The 2743-nt window shown below is 68.2% G+C and carries 2 protein-coding genes; one reads left to right on the top strand and one right to left on the bottom strand.

The window, feature by feature from the left end; translation table 11 throughout:
* Positions 1-478 precede the first annotated feature (478 nt).
* Positions 479-1888, bottom strand: a complete 1410-nt coding sequence (gene glnA, locus ACFV8T_RS13515) for a type I glutamate--ammonia ligase (protein WP_093543302.1) — start codon at positions 1886-1888, stop codon at positions 479-481.
* A gap of 255 nt (positions 1889-2143) precedes the next feature.
* On the opposite strand from glnA, the gene ACFV8T_RS13510 reads away from it, so the two are divergent.
* Positions 2144-2611, top strand: a complete 468-nt coding sequence (locus ACFV8T_RS13510; RefSeq protein WP_385327147.1) for an RDD family protein — start codon at positions 2144-2146, stop codon at positions 2609-2611.
* The last annotated feature ends 132 nt before the right edge of the window (positions 2612-2743 follow it).

Raw genomic sequence — 2743 nt, 5'->3', positions numbered from 1 at the left:
ACCCGGGTACCGGTGGTGGGACGTCTGCTCCGGGTACCGGTGGTGGGACGTCTGCTCCGGGTACCGGTGGTGGGACGTCTGCTCCGGGTACCGGTGGTGGGACGTCTGCTCCGGGTACCGGTGGCGGCACATCTGCTCCCGGCACCACGACGGGGGCCATGCAACCTGGTACCGGAACCGGCGAGCAACCGGTGATGGCGCCGGCTCTGTGATTCCCTTTTCCTGCAGGCGACGAGTCCGGGCCGACGCAGGCGCGAGCCCCCTGCTGGTGTCCCGCGCCCGATAGTTGATCGTCGGCCTCGATCGCCCATCGCTCATGAGCCCTCATCGGGTTCCCGATGAGGGCTCATGAACCTGTGTGCTGCGTCCGATCCGGAGCGGGCCGGGCCGACGCCCCGGCTGTCGTGCCGGGTTCTGCTCCTCCGGTGCCAGTCCCGGATCACCCGACCCCGCTCTTCAGAGGTCGGGAACCTGCTCCTTAGAGGTCGAAGTACAGCTCGAACTCGTGCGGGTGCGGGCGCAGCTGGATCGGGGCGATCTCGTTGGTGCGCTTGTAGTCGATCCAGGTCTCGATCAGGTCGGACGTGAAGACGCCACCGGCCTGGAGGTACTCGTTGTCCGCTTCCAGCGCGTCCAGGACGGCCGGGAGGGAGGTCGGGACCTGCTGGACGTTCGCGTGCTCCTCGGGAGCCAGCTCGTAGAGGTCCTTGTCGATCGGCTCGGCGGGCTCGATCTTGTTCTTGATGCCGTCGAGGCCCGCCATCAGCAGCGCGGAGAAGGCCAGGTACGGGTTGGACGACGGGTCCGGGGCGCGGAACTCGACGCGCTTGGCCTTCGGGTTGGAGCCCGTGATCGGGATGCGCATCGCGGCCGAGCGGTTGCGCTGCGAGTACACCATGTTGACCGGGGCCTCGAAGCCGGGGACCAGACGGTGGTAGGAGTTCACCGTCGGGTTGGTGAACGCCAGCAGCGACGGGGCGTGCTTGAGGATGCCGCCGATGTAGTAGCGGGCCATGTCCGAGAGGCCCGCGTAGCCCTGCTCGTCGTAGAACAGCGGGTCGCCGCCGGCCCACAGGGACTGGTGGACGTGCATGCCCGAGCCGTTGTCGCCGAAGATCGGCTTCGGCATGAAGGTCGCGGTCTTGCCGTTGCGCCAGGCGACGTTCTTCACGATGTACTTGAAGAGCATCAGGTCGTCGGCCGCGGCGAGCAGCGTGTTGAACTTGTAGTTGATCTCGGCCTGGCCGGCGGTGCCGACCTCGTGGTGCTGGCGCTCGATCTGGAGGCCGCTGTTCTCCAGCTCCAGGGACATCTCGGCACGCAGGTCGGCGAAGTGGTCGACCGGCGGGACCGGGAAGTAACCGCCCTTGTAGCGGACCTTGTAGCCGCGGTTGTTCTCGACCGCACCGGTGTTCCAGGCGCCGGCCTCGGAGTCGATGTGGTAGAAGCTCTCGTTCGCCGACGTCTGGAAGCGGACGTTGTCGAAGACGTAGAACTCGGCCTCGGGACCGAAGTACGCGGTGTCGGCGATGCCGGTGGAGGCGAGGTACGCCTCGGCCTTCTTGGCCACGTTCCGCGGGTCACGGCTGTACTGCTCGCCGGTGATCGGGTCGTGGATGAAGAAGTTGATGTTGACGGTCTTGTCACGGCGGAAGGGGTCGACCCGGGCGGTCGACAGGTCCGCGCGCAGTGCCATGTCGGACTCGTGGATGGCCTGGAAGCCGCGGATCGACGAGCCGTCGAAGGCAAGCTCGTCGGCCGGGTCGAAGGTCGCCGCCGGGACGGTGACGTGCTGCATCACACCGGGCAGGTCACAGAACCGGACATCGATGAACTTGACGTCATTGTCGGCGATGTACTTCTTCGCGTCGTCGGCGTTCTGGAACATCCAACTCCTCCTACTCCCGGCCCGGGAGGGACGGGGTTGTAGCTCGTGGTGCGGCCAGTGCGGTGGCACACGCTGGACCCGACCATAGGCAGACCGGATTTCTCAAGCATGACCCATTTGTTTCGCAGAAGTTAACCGAGCCGGGTGTGACCGGCACCTCGTGGCCGGTCCAGGGCCCGCGTTCCGGCCGCTCCGGAGGCCGGTAGCGGCCACCCGCCCGGCCGGGCGGGTGGGCGGGCGCAGTACCGTGTTCGGGTGGACAACAGGCAAGTAATCGGATCGTGGCTCTCCGGGCCGCGCGCGGCCGCCGAGGAGATGGGGGCCGACTTCGGCTACCGGGGCAAGCGGCTCGGCCTGCCCGAGCACGGGCCGGGTTCCGTGGCACCGCTCGGTCGACGGTTCGGCGCGATCTTCATCGACTGGGCCCTGTGCCTGCTGATCGCATACGGGCTGTTCGCGCGCGGTGACCAGCAGGCGGCCGGAAACTGGGCGCTGGGCATCTTTTTCGTGCTGAGCGTGCTCACCGTCGGCACCATCGGCTGCACGCCGGGCAAGCGCGTCCTGGGCATCAGGGTCGTCGCCGAGAGCGGTGGCCGGCTGACGTTCGGGCGGGTGATCGTCCGGAGCGTGCTGGTCTGCCTGGTGATCCCGGCCCTGGTCTGGGACCGCGACGGCCGCGGCCTGCACGACCGGCTGGCCCGCGCCGTCCAGGTCCGTATCTGACGCGAAGAGGCGAAGACGCGAAGACGCGAAAAGACAACAGAAGAGGCGGGGGGGGGGGGGGGGAGGGTAGCTGCCCAGCTCCCCTCCTCCCTCCCCCCCCCCCTCCCCTCCCTCCCCCCCCCCCCCCCACCC

Source organism: Streptomyces sp. NPDC059832 (assembly GCF_042731715.1).
GTDB lineage: Bacteria > Actinomycetota > Actinomycetes > Streptomycetales > Streptomycetaceae > Streptomyces.
This window is presented reverse-complemented; position numbering and strand designations above follow the sequence as displayed.

Excerpts from the sequence above, each read along its gene's own strand:
- glnA (WP_093543302.1), bottom strand. The coding sequence starts at position 1,888 with ATGTTCCAGAACGCCGACGACGCGAAGAAGTACATCGCCGACAATGAC.